Source organism: Acinetobacter sp. neg1, from assembly GCF_000788125.1.
Lineage (GTDB): Bacteria > Pseudomonadota > Gammaproteobacteria > Pseudomonadales > Moraxellaceae > Acinetobacter > Acinetobacter vivianii.
The window spans coordinates 57,569-79,908 of the sequence record NZ_JSZD01000007.1 but is presented as its reverse complement, the minus strand read 5'-3'; the positions used below and the strand labels follow the sequence as shown (position 1 = coordinate 79,908).

The following is a 22,340-nucleotide window of genomic DNA, read 5'->3' as shown; positions in this document are numbered from 1 at the left end:
TTTATCCTTCGGCTGTTTGAGCCAATAAAACGTGTGGTAAGTAGCCCACCAATTTCTGATTTAAAGCATGATAAATCTGCTGGGCGGCTGTATCACTTAACTGATCCAGACTTTGCATACAACCATATTTAATCTGTTCATTGCCCAAGCTTTGCAAGAAACTGTTTAAACTGCCTTCATTTTTCAAATAAGCAATTTCAAGATCAGGTTTTAACACGGCCTCATTAGACTTAATTTTTAAGTGATTCATCAATGAAATCGGGTTAATTTGTTCTACACTGCGGAATTTATACTGAATCTGTTTTTCCAGAAACTCAGGATGAGCAAGCAAATAGTCTTGGAGTATTTTACGATCCACTGCATGTGGATAATGGTGAATTTCAAAAAACTTTTTAAACCCAAGTCTATCCGCCCCTAACATTTGCGCAATCATATGTTTGGGTTGAATCGGCTTGGCAAAATACTGGTTTAATAATTGGCGATACCAGAGCTTGGCCTTAAGCACAAAACTACTTTGCCAATGTCCGTAAATCACCATTTTCTGATCGATAACAATATCTTCTAGTTGCGCAGGCGCATTAAAGAAAAAGTCATCATTTAAATAGAAAAAGTAATCCGATAAGCCCTGAATATTCCATAACATGGTTTCAATGGAACGGGTATTAAAGGTCGGAAGATATTGTTCATAACCAGCAAAAATTTCACGATGGTCAACAATACGAATCTTGCCTGCCTTACAAATGCCATCTGTTACGAAGTCATCAATCCATTGTGGTTGCTGAGCATCCGTCACAATGTAAATATGACGGCAAAATGGAACGTACTTTAAAATCGATGCAACGTTATAATAAATTTCATGGTTACTGGCAAAGCGGGTATCACTCACTGCATCAGAAGCTTGTTTTTTACCCTGATACTGGAGGCGTTTTTGCTTTAACTTTGGATCATTACCGTCTACCCAGGCAATCACCACATCAACCGGTTGCATCATTTCACTCATCAATTCACTCTTAAACAATTAGAAAGCCCGAAAATACGGCTAAAGATGTTTAATCTAATGACCTATGATAACACCACTGATCTATTTACCGTCAGCCTCTTTTCGTAATAGCTTCCAGAGCGAACAAGTCAATCATTCCATATAAATCAATATATTATATTTATTCAGTATTTTACTGTCTTAGATGAAGCATGCCATCTATCTTCTTATCGTATTTTTCCTGTACATGAACATCAGCTTAAAACTCACAATCTTTAACAAAATCAAACCTTTTGGAATCAGTTAGTAAAAAAATATATTACATTTTAATTAGACGAATTTAAGCATTTTTACTATAATTATCGACTACTTTTATGCGATTAAACCTTTTTTTAAAATGATTAACTATGACTATTTTGAATATCAAGCAAAAGTAATTAGAACTAAATTTGTCTCAGATAAAAAGTATCTCACCAAACGTTTTATGTGTAAGTTGGGCTATACACCCGACTTTGGCGCGCCCAAAAGCTTTAATGAAAAAGTCACGGCGCGCATGATCTACGAAAGAAGTCCGTTATTGACTAAACTGGCAGATAAATGTGCTGTCAGAGATTTAATTTCAGCAAAAGTAGGAAATGACTATTTGGTTCCTTTGGTTGGCGTCTATGGCTGTGCTGATGAAATCGATTTTGAGCAACTACCTAACCAGTTTGTGCTGAAATGTACCCATGACAGTGGTAGTGCCAAGATTTGCCGTGATAAAAGCAAACTTGATGTCACCACGGTCAAGGCGAAAATCAAAGACCACTTGAAAAAGAACATGTATTTCAGAAAACGCGAATGGCACTACAAAGACATTTGCCCCAAAATTCTGATTGAACAATATGTTGATTTATATGTCGATCCAGCAACCCAGTCAGTCATTACCACCTGTCGTGTTCACTGTTTTGAAGGGCGTCCAGAATATCTGGAAATTGATGTACAAGATACCCAAGGTAATGACTATTCAAACATGTATGATACTGAATGGAACTTACAGCCATTTCGTGTCGACCTGAAAGATAACTCACCAGATGCTTTAGCCAAGCCACCACAATTGAAAAATATTATCGAATTGTCAGAAAAACTCTGTTTTGCGTATGGTTATAGTCGAGTAGATTTCTTATTATCTCAGGATCACGTTTACTTCAGTGAAATTACACTCACCCCAAATGCAGGACGAATGGTGATCACACCAGTAGAATGGGATTTAAAACTCGGCTCACTCTGGCTATCCTATTAACCGTCCATCATGTATTTCGAATCTGTTAGGTACTTATGAAAATAGCTATTGCTGGAACTGGATATGTGGGGTTGTCAAATGCGATGCTATTTGCACAACACCATGAGACCATTGCACTTGATATCTTAGAAAGCAAGGTAGAACTACTAAACAATAAAGTATCACCGATTCAAGATCATGATATTTCGCTATTTTTAAAAGAAAAAAACTTAAATTTTACAGCGACAACCGACAAGCAACACGCTTTTCAAAATGCTGATTTTATTATTATTGCAACACCTACCGATTACGATCCACAGACCAATTACTTCAATACACAAAGTGTTGAGAGTGTGATTCAGGATGTGCTCGCGATTAATCCTGCCGCGACCATGATTGTTAAATCAACCGTTCCTGTAGGTTTTACCGAGCACGTTAAAAACAAATACCAGACTGAAAATATTATTTTTTCGCCTGAATTTTTACGTGAAGGCAAAGCACTGCACGATAATCTCTACCCATCCCGCATCATTGTTGGAGAGCAATCTGAACGTGCCCAGCAATTTGCAGACTTACTGGTAGAGGGTGCAATCAAACAGGATATTCCTGTACTTTTGACCCATTCAACCGAAGCTGAAGCGATTAAGCTGTTCGCCAATACCTATCTGGCCATGCGTGTTGCTTTCTTCAATGAACTGGACACCTACGCGCAAAGTTTCGGTTTAGACACCAAGCAAGTGATTGACGGGGTCTGTCTAGATCCACGTATTGGCAGTCATTATAACAATCCATCGTTTGGTTACGGCGGCTATTGCCTACCAAAAGATACCAAGCAGTTACTCGCAAACTATAACAATGTTCCAAGTAACCTGATCAAAGCGATTGTAGATGCCAACCGTACCCGTAAAGATTTTATTGCCGATTCAATTATCGCAAGGAATCCAAGTACGGTCGGTATTTATCGTCTGGTAATGAAAAGCGGTTCTGACAATTACCGTGCCTCTGCAATTCAAGGCGTGATGAAACGCCTGAAAGCCAAAGGTATTGAAATCATTATTTACGAGCCAACCTTTCACGAAGATAGCTTCTTTAAATCGAAAGTTACGCAGGATCTAAACGAATTCAAGCAATCATGTGATGTGATTATTGCCAATCGTCTCTCCAATGAATTGCTAGATGTACAAGATAAAGTTTATACACGAGATATTTTTGGAGGCGATGAATGAAAGTTCTAGTCACAGGCGCTGCTGGATTCATCGGCTTTAGTGTTGCACAAAAACTGCTTGAACGCGGTGATGATGTGGTCGGTTTTGATAATTTTAATGATTATTATGATCCTAGCCTTAAAGAAGCTCGCGTCAAACAATTACAACAAGTGGCTGAAAAGAGTGATACAGGCAGCTTCACACTGATCAGAGAAAACCTGGCCAATAAAGCAGTGGTTGATCAGTGTTTTAAAGAACATGCTTTTGATCGTGTTATCCATTTAGCCGCACAAGCAGGCGTGCGTTACTCGCTTGAGAATCCGCATAGCTATGTGGAAAGCAACCTGATTGCCTTTACCAATATCTTGGAAGCATGTCGCTACGCAGAAACACCTCACCTGACCTATGCAAGCACCAGTAGCGTGTATGGGGCTAATACTACCATGCCATTTAGCGAACAGCATGGCGTTGACCACCCCCTACAATTTTATGCAGCGACCAAACGTGCCAATGAATTGATGGCACATAGCTACAGCCATTTATTTAAACTTCCAACGACAGGTCTACGTTTCTTTACGGTATACGGGCCGTGGACACGTCCAGATATGGCACTCTTTAAGTTCACCAAGCATATTTTTGAAGGTAAGCCGATTCCAGTATTTAATCATGGCAACCATACCCGTGACTTCACCTATATCGATGATATTGTGGAAGGGATTATCCGTACCAGCGACAAGATTGCGACACCGGACGAAAACTGGGACAGCAATCATCCAAACCCTGCAACCAGCAATGCGCCATTTAGAATTTTCAACATTGGCAACAATCGCACCGTGAAGTTGATTGAATATATTCAGGCGATTGAAAAAGCTGCTGGCAAAGAAGCGATTTTAGACCTGCTTCCGCTTCAGCCTGGTGATGTCCCTGATACCTTTGCAGATAGTTCAGCACTGGAAGACTATGTTAATTATAAGCCAGCAACCTCGGTTGTGGACGGCGTGAAAAACTTTGTGGATTGGTATCGTCAGTATCACAACATTTAAGTAAGCACCCTAAATGCAAAAAAATCAGGCAAAGCGCCTGATTTTTTTATTGCTATCATCACTAATTTTAGCAATGACACCTATTTAGCTTACTGCCAAGATTCTTTGATCCAGTCAGATGGCAAGACATAACGATACCATTTACCGCCTCCACCACTGATCGCATCAGGTGGATTGATCTCGCCATGGAAAATAATAATTTTTGCGCCTTTAGGCTTAACAGGCGGCTGGAAGTAAGCAAAAGGAACTTTTCTTAAACAATGGTATTTATAACTCTTACACCAGTCTTTGTCCCAATAGCTGAGCTTGCCTTCTTTGTGCATAAACCAAGACAGATATTCCTGCTCGTTACGGAACTTCTCGCGGATTTCATTAAAGTTCTCACGGAAATATGGCAGAACGTCAGGGAAAGCACCCAGTTTAAAACGATACACTGAACTATTGCCGGTAATCCGCCATGGACGTTTCCAGTCATGAATCACCAAAAACTCACCTTCGGCCTGAAAGAAGCAATCAATATTATCAACAATCACCACGTCCAGATCGATAAACAGCGCATTGCCTTTTAAACCATATAAATCAGGTTCAAAGGTCGAAAGCTTGTTCCAGCCCCGTTCAGGGCTACCCTCAGGTAGATCTAGTGATGGAATCGGAAAACATTGAATATTAGGATCAATCCCTTCAGTACGGTCAGTCAAACAGACCATTTTAAATGGCAAAGTCAGATGACGTTTAACCATGTTATAGAGACGGTTAACGTACTCGGCACCATATTTGGTTCCCCATTTCATACACAAAATGACATTGTCTTCAGGAGTTGCCGAATCTTGTTGAATATCTACCATCTGATAACCTTAATTGCTTGAGATATGCTGTCCCGCTTTAGATAAAACTTAAAAACGTTCAGACATATGCACTGAATATATTGCCATCTTAGCATAGAGCCTAGGCTTTTTTTTACTATTAATTCGTCAATAAAAAAGCGAAGCCTAAGCTCCGCCTTTTCGCTGATTTGAACTTATTTGATATAAGTTAACCAGTGTGCATATTTCTCATTACGGCCTTGAACCGCATCAAAGAAAGTCTTCTGGATTTCAGTGGTAATCGGGCCACGTGAACCACAACCGATTTCACGGTCATCGTATTCACGAATTGGCGTGACTTCAGCCGCTGTACCTGTAAAGAATGCTTCATCTGCAATGTAGAATTCATCACGCGTGATACGGCGCTCAACCACTTCATAACCCAAATCTTTGGCAATGGTAATAACTGTTTGACGGGTAATCCCTTCAAGTGCACCACCAGCCAGATCAGGTGTATGTAATACACCATCTTTGATCAGGAATACGTTCTCACCCGCACCTTGGCAAACAAAGCCTTGTGGGTCAAGCAACATTGCTTCGTCATAACCTGAACGTGCAACTTCCTGATGTGCCAGAATTGATACCGTATAGTTACCACATGCTTTTGCTTTACACATGGTCACGTTAGGGTGATGGTGCGTGAATGAAGAGGTTTTTACACGAATACCACGTGCCATTGCCTCTTCACCTAAATATGCACCCCAACCCCATGCCGCAACTGCTGCATGAATGGTGTTTTCTGTCGCTGCAATGCCAAGCTTTTCAGAACCAATCCAGATCAGTGGACGTAAGTAGCAAGAAGCCAGTTTATTTTCACGCACAACATCAATTTGTGCTTGTTCTAATGTCGCTTGATCAAATGGAACATTCATTTGATAAATTTTTGCTGAATTTAATAAGCGCTTAGTGTGATCTTGCAAACGGAAGATTGCGGTACCATTCGGTGTTTCATAAGCTCTGACGCCTTCGAAGACACCCATACTGTAGTGTAATGTGTGAGTCAGGACGTGAATTTTTGCATCACGCCAATCAACCAATTTTCCATCTTGCCAAATAAAACCATCACGATCAGCCAAACTCATCGCACATACTCCATTTTCTTTTTTACACAATTATTCACTTTCCAATGCTATCGCAGTTGGATCAATTAATCTTTGCCATAACTTGCAAACGATCTCGCGGGTATCGTGCCAATCCGCAGCATTAACTTGCATAGATTGGTTTGCAAGTGCTAAACGGTGGCTCTCAGCTCGTTCACGGAGATAAGCGTGTATTAATGCTGTGGCATCTTCACTGGATAAGCAGCCTGCTTTAGCAGCATCTTCTAGAATTCTTACATTATCGGAAAAATGGGCGAGATCTGTATTCGTCCCACTCCATGCAAGTACAGCATACTGTGCCATAAATTCGATATCAACGATACCACCTGAGTCCTGTTTTAAATGAAAAATACCATGTTTTTTTTGCTCAGAAGATGATCCCAAATGATCTTTCATCTTTTGACGCATTTTTAACACTTCTTCACGCACTTCATTTTCATCACGAACTTGCGTCAGGATCTGGCAGCGAATCTGCTCAAATTGCTGGCATAAACTTTGATCACCCGCAATCGAGCGGGCACGGACTAAAGCCTGATGTTCCCATAACCATGCGTTTTTCTGTTGATACTGTTCATAGGCTTTTAAACTGGTGACCAACATGCCTGCTTCACCCGAAGGTCGCAGGCGCGTATCAATTTCATAGACACGTCCATCAAGAGTTTGCGTGGTCATCAGCGACATAAACTTCTGTGCCACCCGAATGGCAAACTCAGCCCCACTGATGCCCTTGCGACCATCCGTTTCACTTTGCTCTTCAAGCGCATGAATAAATACCAGATCCAGATCTGAGCCATAACCCAGCTCAATGCCGCCTAATTTCCCATACGCAATCACCGCAAAGCCTTTATGGTCCAGACTACAACGTTGCCCATCATTGCCCAAAGGATAACCATGCCGCGCAGCGACAGCTTCATAGGCCAATCGTAAGGTTGCCTGCACGCTGACTTCGGCAATATCGGTGAGTGCATCAGACACTTTCATGAGTGGACTTTCGGCCAACACATCACTGGCAGCGACCGTCAATACATTGCTCTTTTTAAATAAGCGCAATACCCGCATCTGATCTTCAACTTGGTCAATTTCAATCCGAAGCAATTGCTGACGCAGAGAATCTTCCAGATCCTGTCGCTGCGGCAGACCAAAATCCATGGACAGGAATTCATCTAAAAGCACAGGATATTGCGCCAGTTCTTCACAAATCCACGGGCTGACCGTCGCCATTTTTACTAGTCGTTGTAACGCACCACGACTTTCCATCAGCATCACCAGATACACAGTACGGCGTAATACAGATTCAACCAAAGGCATCAAACGCAATAAAGCTACTTGCGGCTGATCGGACTGTAAAATCGCTTCAATCAGATGAGGCCAAAATTTCTTTAAACGCTCTAAGGCACTGGCAGGAATTTTACGCAAGGCTTGTCCATGCCAGAAGTTTTGAATCAGGTTTTTGGCATTGTCATCAAGTACCGCATTGAGTTTTTGCTCAAGCTGAACGAAATCATCCACAGGTTCAGAAAATTCTTTTTCCTGAATCAACTGTTTAAACTGGACTTTGACCTTGTCACGCTTCTTATTCAATACCTCTAGGAATGCAGGCCAATCTGCAAAGCCCAAGGTATCCAGCATCCGCTGTCTCAGTTCAGGTTCCGTTGGCAAGGACTGGGTTTGCTGATCATTCAAGGCCTGAATTGCATGCTCCACCCGTCTTAAAAATAGATAAGCATCTTCTAGATCAATCACTGCCTGCTGATCCAGCAACTCCGCTTCACCTAAATGATGCAAATTGACCAGACATTGACGATCTTGCAGTTCACGCTTCGATCCACCGTAGATGAGCTGGAACACCTGCACAATAAATTCGATTTCACGAATCCCGCCTGCGCCAAGCTTAATATCCTCTTCGATATTACGGCGCATGACTTCACGCTCAATCATCGCCTTCATTTCACGCATAGCAGCGAAAGCAGAATAATCGACATAACGACGGAATACGAATGGCCGCGACATGTCCAGTAACTCTGCACCCGCTTTACCACCCGTAATCACGCGTGCCTTAATCCATGCATAGCGTTCCCATTCACGCCCATGCTGGCTCAGATATTTTTCCAAACCACTATGGCTAATCGCCAATGCCGAGCCATCGCCCCATGGACGCAAGCGCATATCAACACGGAATACAAAACCATCGGCAGTAATGTGATCCAATAAGTAAATTAATTTCTGTCCCCACAAAATGCAGAACTGCTGCACATCAATACATTTACGCCCATTGGTTTCACCCTGTTCATCAAAGGCAAATATCAAATCGATATCACTAGACAGATTCAGTTCTTGAGCGCCCAGCTTACCCATGCCAATGACAATCAGATCCTGCAACTGGCCTGAATAACCGATCGGTTCGCCATGCTTGGCAAGTAAAGGTGCTAATGCAAAAGCTTTGGCAGCACAAATACTGGCATCAGCGAAATCAGACAGTTCGCGCGTTAGTGTGACCACATTGGTTAATTGATTGGCATCTTGCCAAATCCAGCGAAACATCAACTTGGCACGTAAAACGCGTAAAGCCTTCATCCATGCTTGTTCATTACTGCATTCAGCCACAGCTTGCTGAACTTTTTGAAAGATGGTTTCAGTCGACAATGCATCAAGAAAATGATCTTGGTTATAATCTTGTTCTAATTCTGCTTGGTATAAATTTAAAACTTGTTCAGCGTATTGGCTTGCGACCAAGGTTTTTTGTAGCTGTTCCGCATTCATATAAAAAGGCTCGACTGATGTCATCTCATCTTGGTTAGTTATATCAGTTACAAGCTTATCTTTAAAATCTCTTTAGACTAATTTTGCTTTAGTTTTTGCCTGACTTGTACATAAATCAACCTGCTCACGTTCTATCGGGAGCAGCACTGTAAATACCGTACCTTCCCCTTCATTGGAAGTCACATTGATTTCACCCAGATTCATTTCCACAAAGCGCTTGCATAAACTTAAACCGAGTCCAGCACCCTTTTCTCCTGCGGTACCTTTATAGCTCATGGTAATGCGTGGCTGAAACAAATCTTTAATTTGTTCTTGGGTCATACCTAAGCCCGTGTCTTTGACATAAATTTCGACATAGGTGCCCTTATGTTGCGCCTGAATATAAACTTTGCCTGAGCCATCGACATCGGTAAATTTCAGTGCATTGGAGACCAGATTCTGAATCACCGAGGTAATCATATTCATATCGGCATAGACTTTCAGGTTTTCATCGACTTCGTTAATCAGTTGAATATTCTTTTTAATCGCCAAAGTTTTCAGGATATCAGTCACAATATTGGTGATCTGACGTAACTTGAAGTTAATGGGATGATAGACAAAACGACCACCCTCTGCCATTGCCCAATTCAGTAAGCTTTCCAATAAGTTATAAGTCGACTGCGAGGTATCGTAGAGATAATCAGCAATATTTTGAATACTTGACTCATCCAAGGTATCACGCTCTTTCGCGAGTATTTCCGAAAAGCCTAACAAGCCATGAAATGGTGCACGTAAGTCATGGGAAATAATAGAAAAGAATTTGGTTTTACTAAAATTCAGTGCAGCTTCTTGTTCGTATAATTCTTTAAGTTCATCATGGTTAAACTTCAATTCCAGCTGTTGCATGAAATTGACACTATGCTCTTGCAGCAGTTGTTTTTGTAATTCACTAAAACCTTGTGCAGCTTCATCAAACAGGATGATATATCCGAGTGAGGTCTGGTCTGGATGCCTGAGGTGTAAGGCAATTGCCGACTGGACTTTCTTTTTAATCGGATGTAAAAATGCCAATAGGGTTTGATATTGTGGATGATCACAGTCGACCAGATCGCCATTTACAAATAGCGTATTTAAGCTTTTGGTAATCTTGGAAGCATCAATCGCTTGTAACTTTTCAGGACAACGATGCCAAAGGTAAGGTTCCTGATGAAAAGCGAGTAATGCAGTACTGGCTTGCATCAATTTACGGTTAAACTGTAAAAATTGCTCAAGCAGGTTCTGCTCTGAGTTTAGCCCCAAAGAAAGAGAGATTTTACAAGCACTTAGCTTTTCGGCTTGCTGTAGTTCTAATAATTGAATCGCCATTCCCGCCTCTCGAATATTATCGTTATACGGTTCTTTACGTTTTATAGAAAAAATGTGAAAACTATCACTTAGTATTAACAAACTTTAACAGAAAAGGCAATTGTTGATTCAATCAATTCGCAACAAAACGTGAAATTTCATTGAATTTTAACTTAGATAAAATCCCAACAGATAAGCTATTCTCTAGGTACATGCTGTACTTTTAAATCATCATAAATCTCAATCAATGCATCTACACTCAGAAATAGCAATCCAGAAATAATAGCCAGGATCATTCCCATAACTAGCGAGACTATAGTCCCAACTAAAAGTACCCAAGCATCAACTTGAAATGTTGCTAAGTCATATTGGTTCATTAAAAAAACCAATATGTTATTTGACTCAATAATTACCATGGCTAAAAGATAGCATCCAGCCAAGACCCATCTTTTCCTTTTATAACTCTGCTTTGAAGATTTTGCTGTTAAGGCTATTTTTCCGTCATCCAAAGTTGTAACTACCATATGACGGGCAGTGATCAACTTCTTGATCATGATGAAAAATCTTTGGGGATATTCTTTAATTACATAGTCCACTTCAAGATGACTCACCTTTTCAGAACATACCAATGCTTGTGCAGCACAATCTTTTTCGATCTTTTCTTTATCTTGTTCATAATAATGATCAATATATTCAGTTACAGCTGTTAATCTCTCTAAATAGAATTTTCTACGATGAATAAATCTTTTCGCTTTATCCAACCAAACAAACAGTGGCACGATGGCCAAGAATACTGGCAATGCTTTTATTATTAAATCTAACACTTCTCCCCCTTGATAAATTAAACTGCGAATAACAACTAAGAAATATATCTAACCTCTAGATTATAAATACTAAAAAACAAAAATTTAATCCAAATTAGAATTTTTCAATTCTGATTCATAGATAAGATACACCAACGATAGTCAAATAGTATTATCAAACGCTGGATTTATTGGTTACATATTGGGTGTTTCTTGGTTTGATTGTTTTTTGCTATTATTATGTCGAAAATTAAAATAGGAAAAATAATGAAAGATCGTATGTTTTTAAATGAGCTTTCTATTGAGCAATTAGAAATACTTTCAGAAAGTGATATTCAACAGATTTCAAACGCTGAACAGCTCTATTGGAACAATAAACCTCATATTGTCTACTATGTAGCTGTACATGGGGCTAAATCTCGAAATGGTGGTTTACTTAATACATCTTCCAACGCAGCAAAAATTTGTGGTTTAACTATTGCTTGTGTTGGTGATGAAGTCATTTATGCAGATGGCACAACTTCTAAAATAGTTTCTGGTGCAGGCACTGCATGCATTGTGGATGGATCACCAGTAGCTTTAGTTGGCAGTCGTTTAGAGAATGGGGATGAAATTATTGAAAGTCCAAATACGACTATTGCTATTAGAATTTATAAAGATCACTCCATACCCGAAAACTTTTTAAATCATGACTAATTTTAAGGACTGATTAGAATGAAAGGTTTTGCTATTCATAATGCACCAACTAATCATGGTGGTATCATTCCAGCCACTCAAATGCGAAGTTCTCAAATGGGAAATTTATTTGTACGCGCTGGAGATGGACATTTTTGCCCTAAATGCAAATGTTGGTCAACAGTATTAAAAAGCCATGATCATGTAATTTTTGATGGCAAGCCCGTGGCGTATGTCGGAGATAAATTGACATGTGGAGCGACTATTCAACCACAACAGTCTCATGTTGTAGGAGAAAGCGGCGGCGGAGCAGGAAGATCATCTTCGAATAACCCCCAAATACCCCGTAAATTTGATGAACAACTCCAATTAGCTGATGACTCTAGTATTAGCATTCTTTTCAAATATATTGGTTACAAACTTCAAGTTGGTAGTAATTTGCATGAAGGTCTATTAGATAGTGAAGGTAAAACTCAACGAATATCCTCAGAAAAAGTAGAAGAAATAACAGATATAGAGTTCTTCTTTAAAGAAAAAATTCCTTATTTTTATGAGTTAGATCAGGACAAGTAGTGTGGGTATTAATATAAAAGCATCAACCAATAGTGTTGAAAATAGTGTGAAAAAAGTAGTAACGTTGCCTTCACGTAATCTAACATCTGGTGAAATAGCTTTATCGAAGCTTATTTTTAAAGATAGTATTGATTATTCTAAAGTTAAAATTTTTACTGGTGACTATTTACCTAACCAAGACTCAAAGACATTTGTTACTCCTAACGGTAATATTTATGCTCCTAGAGAAATTTATTTACCAGACTATAGTGCCTCAACAACTGATTTTAAAAAGGTTTTTTTACATGAAATGGGCCATGTATGGCAATATCAATCAGATGTGAATGTATTGGTTGTAGCGGGTTCAGTACATGCGTGTGCTTATTTTACTAAGAAAGATCCTTACCTATACAACATACATGAACTAAAAAAATACAAGTCAGATTTCATGCCTAATTTAGTTGAACATCTACCTAAAAAATTATTAGATTACAACTTGGAATCTCAAGCAGAAATTTTAGCTGATTATTGGTTACTCAAATATACCAACAAACAAATTCAGTATATGAAAATAGATAATATAAAGACCAACATTAAAGGTGCTTGGGCTAGTATAGTACAAATTTATGAAGATAAAGTTAGACAAGCTATTCCATAAAAGGAAGTTATATGAAATTACTTAATGCATTGATTATTTTATTTATTCCATTTTTCATTATTGGATGTACAAGTCACAATAGTATGAAAAATGATATAGTTATTTCTAGCAATCAAGGAAATCTCCATTTCTCATTCCCGAAAGATAAAAAAGTTTTGGTCTATCATTATGAAATTAATGACTATGAAAACTTTGAATCAGATGGCCTAACTTATAAAAGATTATTTGTTTCTAAAGAGATTAATAAGGAAATGAAAGAGATTATTTTTGAGAACTATAAATCAAAAAAAATTTTAGAAAATCATGCTTATTATATATTGCTAGGTGAGCAAGGATTAAATAAAACTGGTGTTGGATTCACTACAGTAGGTTTCTGTTTACATAAAGATAAAATTCTTACTAAGCAACAAAATGAAAACACTTCCACATTTATTAAGAAGTGCCATGATTTATGAAACTTTAAACAAAACTGCGTAGATGCTTAACTCAGACCTATTTTTTGGAATTATATTAAAATTAATTTCCATTAAATTATTATATTTATTACTTCTTATTAGTAGTACTGCCAGCGCTTCTCCATGCTCTTTCCTGCATGCAAAAGTTAAAGACAATGATATCTGTGTATTTATAAAAGGAGGGTACTACAAAGCATATAAAAATCAGACATTAGTTTATATACATAAAGTAGATGGGATTAATACTTTTCACTCTTGCTAATCAAAAAATTATTTGAATATTAAAATACCTACAGCTGAAGAAACTGTATTATTAGAGACTAAAGCAGATCTTGATAAAGGTATATATTACGGAACCAATCAATATGATTATTCTAGCAACGGTCTTTGAACAATGTTAAAAAATTTATATTACTGGTTCGTCCGTTTATTAAAGTAAGTTATCTTAAAAGTTGCTTGAGTAAACTTCAACGGAGTGTACTCAAGTAAAAACTTCTTTTTGAGGGCTTATTTGCAGAAAGATTTTTAGTTAGAAACATGTACCTAATTCATTTTTATGAACATAAAAAACCCCAAGCCTTTAATACCAGCTTGGGGTCTTTGAATCTTGGTCCCGAGGGTCGGACTCGAACCGACACGTCATCTCTGACAGCGGATTTTGAGTCCGCCGCGTCTACCAATTTCACCACCTCGGGAAGAGTGCGATGCTTTGTGTTGCGTATAATAACCTGTTTGATTTTATTGTCAAACACTAACTCACGCTTATTGCTCACTTTTAAATCATTCAGATATTTTTCTCTCAATAATCACACGAACTCAGCGAGAAAATGCAAAAAAGACTATACTACGCCCAATTTTTGCAATGTTTTAGATGTATGCAACTCTCCGACTTTTCGTTTGATCTCCCCGATGAACTTATTGCTCGCTATCCATTAGACAGTCGTAGCGCATCTCGCCTGCTCCATATCGATAACCAAGGTCAATATCATGACCATGCCTTTACCGATATCCTCGATCTACTTGAAGACGGTGATTTACTGGTACTGAATGACACCAAAGTCATGAAAGCGCGCTTAAAAGGCAAACGTGCTACAGGTGGCGCAATCGAAGTGCTGGTTGAGCGCATATTGGACACTCACACTGCTCATTGCCATATCAAATCAAGCAACTCACCTAAAGCCGGCGTAGAACTGTATATCGGTGAAGATGCTGTACCTGTCACCGTACAAGGTCGCCATGAAAATCTGTTTGTGGTGAAGTTTTCACAACCGATTTTGTCGGTACTGGATCAATACGGTCAGCTCCCGATTCCACCTTATTTCAACCGTGAAGCCGAAGAGATTGATACTGAACGTTATCAAACCGTATTCCATGATCCTGAAAAAATTGCCAGTGTTGCTGCGCCAACAGCCAGTTTGCATTTCGACCAAGGCTTATTAGAAAAATTAGAAGCAAAAGGCGTGCAAAAAACCTTTGTGACCTTGCATGTCGGTGCAGGAACGTTTATGCCTGTTCGGACTACAGACATTACCAATCACATTATGCATAGTGAATGGTGTGATGTACCACAAGCGACGATTGACCTGATTTTGGCAACCAAAGCACGCGGTAATAAAGTGATTGCAGTAGGCACTACAGCGACCCGTGCGCTGGAAAGTGCAGCACAGGCCAACCAAGGTAAAATTGCAGCTTGGACAGGTGATACCCAGATCTTTATTTATCCAGGTTATCAGTTCTGTATCGTGGATCGTTTGATTACCAACTTCCATTTACCAGAATCGACCTTATTAATGTTGGTTTCAGCTTTGTCGAATCGGGATAATATCTTGGCTGCTTATAAACATGCAGTGGAACAACGCTATCGCTTCTTTAGTTATGGCGATGCGATGTTGGTGGACAAGCTCGACGCTTAAAAAACAGATAAATAGGCTAAATTCAGGTTTAGCCTATTTTTTCAGAATAGATTAAACAGAGCACTGTTTATTAAAATAAAAAATACCGCCCGATTCAGATTATATACTTCTTAGTTTCTGAAATTTAAAGCATAATTCAGTTCATACAAAGCAATTATAATGAAATAAAACCTCCATGCCGATCGATACAGTACAACAAGCTCTCCATATCCGACGTAAAAAAAATGCGCAGGTGTTCCGTAATATCGCCCGTTTGTGGGAGGCTGGACAAAAATCGCATAGCGATCAGGATTTGTTAGATGCGCTGCATCCTTGGCGTGAAGATCATAATCTGTGTTTTTTTAATGCCCTTCCCTACCTACTGGGTATCATCAGCATCGGAACGCTGGTCTTTGGCTATTTTCTCCATCCGCATATTCAATATATCTGGAGTCTGCTCGGGGCATTCCTGACCGGTTTTCTCGCTTATCTATTGTATGAACCGCAAGAACCACTGACTCGTGTGATTCGTTATTTAGAAGAACGCATCACGGTATTGCGTTATGGTTTACAGTTCCAGCAACTGCCTGCTTATTTACCGATTCAGGCGCAACCACTGCTAGTGATGAGTAAATTAAAGCAACATTTCCCCTTATTTAATCGTGGTAGTGAATCCAATGACATCACGCACTATGCATCAACGACGTGGAATGATGGCACGACCACGCATCAAGTGCTGCTTTTTCAATATCATTACGTCAATGAAATGCCGATTTTGCAAGATCAAGGCAACAATAAGAAAATCGTCAAAGAGATTCATAAGGATTTGTGGGGCGCCTTTATTTTTCAAATGCCCAACTTAGGGATTGCTGTCAGTAATCAACGTTCCCGTTTTTTTGAACCCTATACCAGTTCATGGCAAAGCAGCGATATTTTGATTAATCAGGAATTGAATATTTTTGGACTGAATCAACATCAGTTAGCCAAGGAAATCAGCCCGAGTTTAACCTTAAAATTACATGATTTTTTTCAACATTTTACAGGTGATTTAATTTATCATCATCAAGAGCAAATCCTGTGTTACGTGGGCGAACAAAATCTTTTCCAAACCGCCAGTAAACGCAGTGAAATTCATGATATTCCAGCATTACGCGGACACTTGCGCACCATGACCATGCCGCAATATCAGAAATTTCAACAATTGATGCTGAATGTAATTCAATAATTCTCCCAAGCTCTCTTTTAATAAAGCGAGAATTTAAGGGAAATAACAATAAGGGGAATGTGATGACAGGTTTACTGATCTTTTTGGGGATTTTTGTGGTGCTAATCGTATGGGGCGTTTCTATTCGCAACAACATCGTACGATATTTTAATGCCACCAAACGTGCGTGGTCAGAAGTGGCTAATTTCGAGCGTCAGAAAGTAAAGACATTGGAAGCTCTCGAAGCGACGCTGGATCAATATACCCAGTTTGAAAAATCAACCTTGGAAAAAGTCACCGAGTTACGTCAACAGATTCTGAATCTTAATGTCAATGATACGGATATTTCACAACTACAACAGATTGAGAAAATGAGTAAAGAGCTGATCCGCAGCTTAAATGTGGTGGTTGAGAATTATCCTGAACTGAAAGCGGATGCGCTGTATAGCAAAATGATGGATGACATTCAGGAACAAAATGAAAATGTCGGTGCAGCCATTACCATCTTTAATCGTAACGTGGAATTGTTTAATAACCAGATCGAAGTGTTTCCAAACAACTTGATTAATACGCTAACCTTATCCAAGAAGACGATTCGTCCGTTTAAGGATAATCTGGCGACTGAAAATTTTGACTATAAACCGAATTTTTAGTGCGGTAGTTAAACATATTAGCGTCTTATAGTTATCTCACTCATTTCAGTAAAAACCTTCGGTTGGAGTTACTTTTGTTTTGGCAAAAGTAACCAAAACCATTTGTTAGACTGACGGTACATCCCTGCTACCGCAGTCTAACGCGGCGGCATCCATGCCGCCATCTCGATAGCAAATTTCCTCACAAATGTCGCATTACAAAATGCAAAAACCTTATTCACGTAAATCAGTATTTGCTCATCAACATTCGAGCAAATATCACCAAAAACTTATCAAACTAAATCTATTTTATCTCTCGCTACATTTAGTAGTAGAACTGGACGCCATAATCAAGGAAAATAGCCGCTTTTGATCAGCGAACTGTTTTTTCGCCTTGATGGATAGTGTCATGAAATTTGAAAAATTAGGCCAGTCGGGGCGTGCCCGTCGTGGTCGACTCACTTTAGAGCATGGTGTGGTTGAAACACCTGTATTTATGCCGGTTGGTACTTACGGTACTGTGAAAGGCATGTTGCCACGCGATATTGAAGACATTCAGGCACAAATTATTCTGGGTAATACCTTCCATCTTTACTTACGTCCTGGCTTGGAAGTCATTAAAGAGCACGGCGGTCTGCATGAGTTTATCAAATGGGATAAACCGATTTTGACCGACTCTGGCGGTTTCCAAGTCTTTAGCTTGGGTGCAATGCGTAAGATCAAAGAAGAAGGTGTAACTTTCCGTTCGCCAATCGATGGTTCAAAAGTATTCCTGTCTCCAGAGATTTCGATGGAGATTCAACAGGTACTCAATTCAGACATCGTAATGATTTTTGATGAGTGTACCCCTTACCCTGCGACACATGAAGAAGCGCAAAAATCATTGCAGCTTTCTTTACGCTGGGCAAAACGTTGTAAAACCCACCACCATGATGAGCTTAAGAATAAAAATGCGTTATTCGGCATCATTCAAGGTGGCATGTACGAAGACCTACGTGATGAATCACTGAAAGGCTTGTTAGAAGTTGGTTTTGATGGTTATGCGATTGGTGGCTTGTCGGTAGGTGAACCGAAAGAAGAAATGATCAAGGTACTTGATTATTTACCAAACAAAATGCCACAAGACAAACCACGTTACTTGATGGGTGTGGGTAAACCAGAAGATATCGTGGAAGCGGTGCGCCGTGGTGTCGATATGTTTGACTGCGTGATGCCAACCCGTAATGCACGTAATGGTCATTATTTTGTGACCGATGGTTTGGTTAGAATTCGTAACAGCAAATATCGTCATGATAAAGGGCCATTAGACCCACATTGCGATTGCTACACTTGTAAAAACTTTACGCGTGCCTATTTATATCATTTAGAGAAGTGCGGTGAGATGCTGGCGTCAATGCTCGGCACAATCCATAACTTGCGTTACTACCAGCGCCTTACGCAAGGTATGCGGGATGCACTGGATAACGGCACATTTGATGAATACGTTCAGGACTTTTATGCACGTCGTGGATTAGACGTTCCACCTTGCCCTGAAGATTAATTCATCAAGATTTGCGCCTGATCGCAAGACAAGGTACATTGCAAAACGAATTGGAATTTATTGTTAATTTTTTGGCTTTTTAATTTTAGGAAAACGAAATGAGTCTTTTCATCTCTACTGCTCACGCTGCCCCTGCTGCGACACAAGGTCCAAGCTTGATGGCTAACTTGTTGATGATCGCGGTATTTATCGCAATTTTCTACTTCTTGATCTGGAGACCACAAGCGAAACGTGCCAAAGAACATCGTTCTTTGATCGAGAGCTTGGGTGTAGGCAGCGAAATCGTGTTTGCTGGTGGTTTAATGGGGAAAATTATCAAACTCGAAGGTGACTTTGCAGTTGTTGAACTCACTCGTGGTGTTGAAGTAAAAATCCAGCGTGCGAGTGTCATTTCAGTATTACCTGAAGGCACATTAAATAACCTTTAATCATAAAATAGTCGTGCCTCAGCACGACTTTTTCATTTAAGAAGAAAGCGAATGCGTTACCCTGCATGGAAATATTTACTGATCCTGGTTGTCCTTGTGATCAGTACGTTATATGCACTTCCAAGTCTGTATCCAGATGAACCTGCTGTCCAGATTTCTGGGGCCAAAGCAGGCACCAAGATTGATCAGACTATCGTGCAAAAAGCTGAGCAGATTTTAAAAACTGCCGATATTAGCAGTCACGACAATAGCTTCACCAACAACGCGGCATTATTACGTTTAAGTTCTTCTGAAGCGCAGTTAAAAGCGAAAGAAGTCCTTCGTCGTGATCTCGGTGATGACTATGTAGTTGCACTCAACCTTGCGCCAACCACACCTGAGTGGTTGCAGAAGATTGGTGCGAAACCGATGAAACTCGGTTTGGACTTACGTGGCGGTGTACACTTCTTGCTCGAAGTCGACATGGATAAAGCAATTAGTCAGCGTATGGAAACATCTGCGACTGATCTGCGTCGTCAATTCCGTGATAACAAAATCAAATTTAACAACTTGGCGTTAAACAACAACACCATTACTGTCCAGTTTGCAAACAATGCAGACCGTGATGCAGCGACTGATTTCTTGCGTCGCAATGGTAATGAGTTTACACAACAGGCTGTTGCGACTTCATCTGGTGCAACCTTAAGACTGAATTATACCGATACACGTCGTCAGGAAATTCAATCTTATGCAGTCAACCAAAACTTAACCACCTTACGTAACCGTATTAACGAACTAGGTGTGGCAGAAGCTTTGGTACAAACACAAGGTAGCAACCGTATTGTGGTTGAATTACCCGGTGTTCAGGATACAGCGGAAGCAAAACGTGTCTTGGGTCGTACAGCAAACTTAGAGTTCCGTCTGGTTGCGGATAGTAATGATCAATATATCGATCCATATACGGGTAAATATAACGGTCAGCCACTTCCTCCAGGCACTGAAGTGTTCGCTTACCAATCACTTGATAGCGGTCGTCAATTACTGTTGCAACGTAACCGTATCTTGACGGGTGAACGTGTTCAGAATGCAAGCTCTGGCTTTAGTCAGGACTCAGGCGGCGCCGAAGTAAACATCACGTTAGACACTGCGGGCGGTAAGCTCATGTCAGATGCAACGCGTGGTGCTGTCGGCAAACGTATGGCGGTACTGTTTATTGAAAATAAACAAAAAATCTCTTACGTTGCAGACCCGAATACTGGCGTTCAAACCGAAGTTCGTACCCCATATACTGAATCTGTCGTGATCAATGCTGCAACCATTCAGGCTGTGCTTGGTTCACAATTCCGTATTACAGGTCTAGATTCACCACAAGAAGCGGCTGAGCTTGCTTTAATGCTTCGTGCAGGTGCACTTGCTGCGCCGATGTACTTCGTAGAAGAACGTGTGGTTGGTCCAAGCTTAGGTCAGGAAAACATTGACAAAGGTGTGTTATCGACTCAGATCGGCTTCTTGCTGGTTGCGATCTGGATGGTTGTATTCTTCCGTTTATTCGGTTTAATCGCAAACTTTGCCTTGGTCTTTAACCTTGCCATGATCTTAACCGTGATGTCTTGGATTGGGGCTTCCCTCACCCTGCCAGGTATTGCGGGTATCGTCATTACCATCGGTATGGCGGTCGATGCCAACGTCCTGATCTGTGAACGAATACGGGAAGAAATGCTCTGGGGCGCCTCGCCGAAACAGGCGATTGTGGCGGGTTATGATCGAGCCTATAACACCATTCTTGACTCGAACTTAACCACATTCCTCGTTGCGTTTATCTTATTCGCTATTGGTACAGGCCCGATTAAAGGCTTCGCTGTGACCTTGATGATTGGTATTGTGTGTTCGATGTTTACTGCAATTACCGTAACTCGTGCCATCGTACAGCTCATTTATGGCAAACGCCGTAATTTGAAAAAGTTGAGTATTTAAGGAGATTCACATGACTGATCTGACTCAACAAGACTCAAAACAATACGGTCGCCCGGATAACCTGAAAATTATCCCGTTCATGAAGATTGCCAAACCTGCGGCTATCTTCTCGATCCTGCTGACGATTGCGAGTATCTTCTTTATCGCGACCAAAGGTCTAAACCTCGGTTTGGACTTCACTGGCGGTATTTCTGCTGAATTGAACTACAAGCAAGGCGTGCAGCCATCACAAGTGGTTCAGGCACTTGATCGTGCTGGCTTTAAAGATGCAGTAGTACAAACTCTAGGAAGTAATACGGATCTGATCGTCCGTATGCCTGTACAAGAAGATCTGGACGTCGAAGACCTGAGCAATAGCATCACCAAAGCCGTTCAATTGCCAAATAACACCGTAGAAGTTCATAAAGTGGACTCTGTCGGTGGTGCAGTAGGTAATGAGCTTTATGTGCGTTCTGCGGGTGCAGTGGCGCTTGCATTGATCTTGATGCTGATCTACGTGACCATCCGCTTCGAGTTTAAACTCGCGATGGGTGCGGTCATGTCGTTATTTCACGACATCGTCATTATTATCGGTGCATTCGCATTGTTCCAGTGGCCTTTCGACTTAACCGTATTGGCTGCGGTACTTGCGGTGATTGGTTTCTCGCTCAACGATAACATCGTTGTATCGGATCGTATCCGTGAGAACTTCCGTAAGATTCGCGGTGCAACACCTCGTGAAATCGTTGATATTGCACTGACAGAAACCTTACGTCGTACCATCCACACCTCGATGACCTTATTACTCGTGGTACTTGCCATGATGTTCTTGGGTGGTGATGGCTTACACTGGTTCTCTGTTGCCATGTTTGTCGGTGTATTCGTGGGAACTTACTCATCGATTTATATCGGTACAGCATTCGCTTTATGGCGTGGTCTGAATCGTCAGGACTTTATTGTTCAAGTTAAACCTGAATTTGAAGAAGAAGAGATTCCTTAAATCCCTCTCCTCTTGGATTCAAATAAAATGCCAGC

At 40.4% G+C, this 22,340-nt stretch carries 20 protein-coding genes, 1 tRNA gene and 1 pseudogene; 15 read left to right on the top strand and 7 right to left on the bottom strand.

What is annotated here, in order from left to right:
• Position 1: 1 nt before the first annotated feature.
• Entirely contained in the window at positions 2-1,000 is a 999-nt protein-coding gene (locus PJ15_RS07165; protein WP_047429315.1) for a Stealth CR1 domain-containing protein, read from the bottom strand.
• A 376-nt stretch (positions 1,001-1,376) separates the two neighbouring features.
• Between PJ15_RS07165 and PJ15_RS07160 the strand changes: the two genes are divergently transcribed.
• The 3 genes from PJ15_RS07160 to PJ15_RS07150 are packed head-to-tail and all read left to right on the top strand — an operon-like array spanning position 1,377 to position 4,488.
• Positions 1,377-2,261, top strand: coding sequence for an ATP-grasp fold amidoligase family protein (locus tag PJ15_RS07160; protein ID WP_005259575.1), 885 nt, complete (start codon positions 1,377-1,379; stop codon positions 2,259-2,261).
• A gap of 35 nt (positions 2,262-2,296) precedes the next feature.
• Positions 2,297-3,466, top strand: a complete 1,170-nt coding sequence (locus PJ15_RS07155; protein ID WP_004775531.1) for a nucleotide sugar dehydrogenase — start codon at positions 2,297-2,299, stop codon at positions 3,464-3,466.
• Entirely contained in the window at positions 3,463-4,488 is a 1,026-nt protein-coding gene (locus tag PJ15_RS07150) for an NAD-dependent epimerase (protein WP_047429313.1), read from the top strand. Before PJ15_RS07155 ends, PJ15_RS07150 begins: the two co-directional genes overlap by 4 nt.
• Positions 4,489-4,577: 89 nt before the next feature.
• Here the strand turns inward: PJ15_RS07150 and PJ15_RS07145 are convergent, their stop codons facing one another.
• The 5 genes from PJ15_RS07145 to PJ15_RS07125 all read right to left on the bottom strand — a co-directional run bounded on the left by PJ15_RS07145 (position 4,578) and on the right by PJ15_RS07125 (position 11,358).
• Positions 4,578-5,333 carry a hypothetical protein gene (locus PJ15_RS07145; RefSeq protein WP_047429311.1) on the bottom strand — a complete coding sequence of 252 codons (756 nt, stop codon included), beginning with the start codon at positions 5,331-5,333 and terminating at the stop codon, positions 4,578-4,580.
• Positions 5,334-5,506: 173 nt separating this feature from the next.
• The gene (locus tag PJ15_RS07140) at positions 5,507-6,433 is read right to left on the bottom strand and encodes a branched-chain amino acid transaminase (RefSeq protein ID WP_004775537.1); all 927 of its coding nucleotides are present in this window, start codon (positions 6,431-6,433) and stop codon (positions 5,507-5,509) included.
• Positions 6,434-6,463: 30 nt separating this feature from the next.
• A complete protein-coding gene (gene glnE, locus PJ15_RS07135) occupies positions 6,464-9,211 on the bottom strand; it encodes a bifunctional [glutamate--ammonia ligase]-adenylyl-L-tyrosine phosphorylase/[glutamate--ammonia-ligase] adenylyltransferase (RefSeq protein WP_047429310.1) in 2,748 nt (915 codons plus the stop codon).
• 72 nt (positions 9,212-9,283) lie between these two features.
• The gene (locus PJ15_RS07130; protein WP_047429308.1) at positions 9,284-10,555 is read right to left on the bottom strand and encodes a sensor histidine kinase; all 1,272 of its coding nucleotides are present in this window, start codon (positions 10,553-10,555) and stop codon (positions 9,284-9,286) included.
• 176 nt (positions 10,556-10,731) lie between these two features.
• A complete protein-coding gene (locus PJ15_RS07125) occupies positions 10,732-11,358 on the bottom strand; it encodes a hypothetical protein (RefSeq protein ID WP_047429306.1) in 627 nt (208 codons plus the stop codon).
• Between the two features lie 246 nt (positions 11,359-11,604).
• Between PJ15_RS07125 and PJ15_RS07120 the strand changes: the two genes are divergently transcribed.
• From PJ15_RS07120 to PJ15_RS18940, 5 genes and pseudogenes are all read left to right on the top strand, one after another.
• Complete coding sequence (locus PJ15_RS07120) at positions 11,605-12,033, top strand: PAAR domain-containing protein (RefSeq protein WP_047429304.1); 429 nt, start codon at positions 11,605-11,607, stop codon at positions 12,031-12,033.
• Between the two features lie 18 nt (positions 12,034-12,051).
• The gene (locus tag PJ15_RS07115) at positions 12,052-12,585 is read left to right on the top strand and encodes a PAAR domain-containing protein (protein WP_047429303.1); all 534 of its coding nucleotides are present in this window, start codon (positions 12,052-12,054) and stop codon (positions 12,583-12,585) included.
• Position 12,586: 1 nt separating this feature from the next.
• Positions 12,587-13,222 (top strand): hypothetical protein, encoded by a 636-nt coding sequence (locus PJ15_RS07110; RefSeq protein ID WP_047429301.1) that lies wholly within the window; start codon positions 12,587-12,589, stop codon positions 13,220-13,222.
• Positions 13,223-13,233: 11 nt separating this feature from the next.
• Positions 13,234-13,677 (top strand): hypothetical protein, encoded by a 444-nt coding sequence (locus PJ15_RS07105; protein WP_047429300.1) that lies wholly within the window; start codon positions 13,234-13,236, stop codon positions 13,675-13,677.
• Between the two features lie 70 nt (positions 13,678-13,747).
• A pseudogene (locus tag PJ15_RS18940) lies at positions 13,748-14,068 on the top strand (NF045616 family extracytoplasmic (lipo)protein).
• A 217-nt stretch (positions 14,069-14,285) separates the two neighbouring features.
• Here the strand turns inward: PJ15_RS18940 and PJ15_RS07100 are convergent.
• A tRNA-Leu gene (locus PJ15_RS07100) sits at positions 14,286-14,372 on the bottom strand.
• A gap of 180 nt (positions 14,373-14,552) precedes the next feature.
• Here PJ15_RS07100 and queA point away from each other — a divergent pair.
• The 7 genes from queA (at position 14,553) to secF (ending at position 22,305) form a co-directional block, all read left to right on the top strand.
• Positions 14,553-15,590, top strand: a complete 1,038-nt coding sequence (queA, locus tag PJ15_RS07095) for a tRNA preQ1(34) S-adenosylmethionine ribosyltransferase-isomerase QueA (RefSeq protein WP_047429298.1) — start codon at positions 14,553-14,555, stop codon at positions 15,588-15,590.
• A gap of 175 nt (positions 15,591-15,765) precedes the next feature.
• Positions 15,766-16,794 (top strand): membrane protein, encoded by a 1,029-nt coding sequence (locus tag PJ15_RS07090; protein ID WP_047429297.1) that lies wholly within the window; start codon positions 15,766-15,768, stop codon positions 16,792-16,794.
• 62 nt (positions 16,795-16,856) lie between these two features.
• Positions 16,857-17,426, top strand: a complete 570-nt coding sequence (locus tag PJ15_RS07085; protein ID WP_004775583.1) for a LemA family protein — start codon at positions 16,857-16,859, stop codon at positions 17,424-17,426.
• Between the two features lie 388 nt (positions 17,427-17,814).
• Positions 17,815-18,945: a tRNA guanosine(34) transglycosylase Tgt gene (gene tgt / locus PJ15_RS07080; RefSeq protein WP_005289237.1), complete on the top strand. Its 1,131-nt coding sequence runs from the start codon at positions 17,815-17,817 to the stop codon at positions 18,943-18,945.
• 98 nt (positions 18,946-19,043) lie between these two features.
• On the top strand, positions 19,044-19,373 hold the full coding sequence (gene yajC, locus PJ15_RS07075; RefSeq protein ID WP_004775585.1) for a preprotein translocase subunit YajC: 330 nt from the start codon (positions 19,044-19,046) through the stop codon (positions 19,371-19,373).
• Positions 19,374-19,424: 51 nt separating this feature from the next.
• Complete coding sequence (secD, locus tag PJ15_RS07070) at positions 19,425-21,326, top strand: protein translocase subunit SecD (RefSeq protein WP_005259597.1); 1,902 nt, start codon at positions 19,425-19,427, stop codon at positions 21,324-21,326.
• A 10-nt stretch (positions 21,327-21,336) separates the two neighbouring features.
• Entirely contained in the window at positions 21,337-22,305 is a 969-nt protein-coding gene (gene secF, locus PJ15_RS07065; protein ID WP_047429292.1) for a protein translocase subunit SecF, read from the top strand.
• Positions 22,306-22,340: the final 35 nt, after the last annotated feature.